Origin of the sequence: Micrococcus sp. GbtcB5, assembly GCF_019091605.1 — a bacterium.
Lineage (GTDB): Bacteria > Actinomycetota > Actinomycetes > Actinomycetales > Micrococcaceae > Micrococcus > Micrococcus luteus.
In genome coordinates, this window is the sequence record NZ_JAGXJK010000655.1 from 1 (window position 1) to 228 (window position 228).

Below are 228 nucleotides of genomic sequence, written 5' to 3' on the forward strand. Positions count from 1 at the left end.
GAGCGAGCTGGGCAGGTGAACGGTGCGGCCGGCTGGGCAGGCCCTGAAGGCCGGCTTCTCCCTGGGCGCGGAAGCGGGCCACCCAGGTGGCCACCGTGGGCCGGCTCACCCGGAACTCGGCTGCCACGTGTGCCTGCGGGATCCCGACGTGCAGGTGGCGGTGGGCCATCCTGAGACGGCCAGTGGGGGTCAGGGGTGCGTTAGCGTGGGTCATGAGTGGGGCTTTTC

1 protein-coding gene is annotated in these 228 nt (G+C 71.9%); it reads right to left on the minus strand.

Going from position 1 to position 228, the window contains the following annotated elements; translation table 11 throughout:
• Positions 1–214: leucine zipper domain-containing protein (locus KVS67_RS13855; protein WP_217565624.1), on the minus strand; the 214-nt coding region annotated here is incomplete at its 3' end.
• Between the last annotated feature and the right edge of the window lie 14 nt (positions 215–228).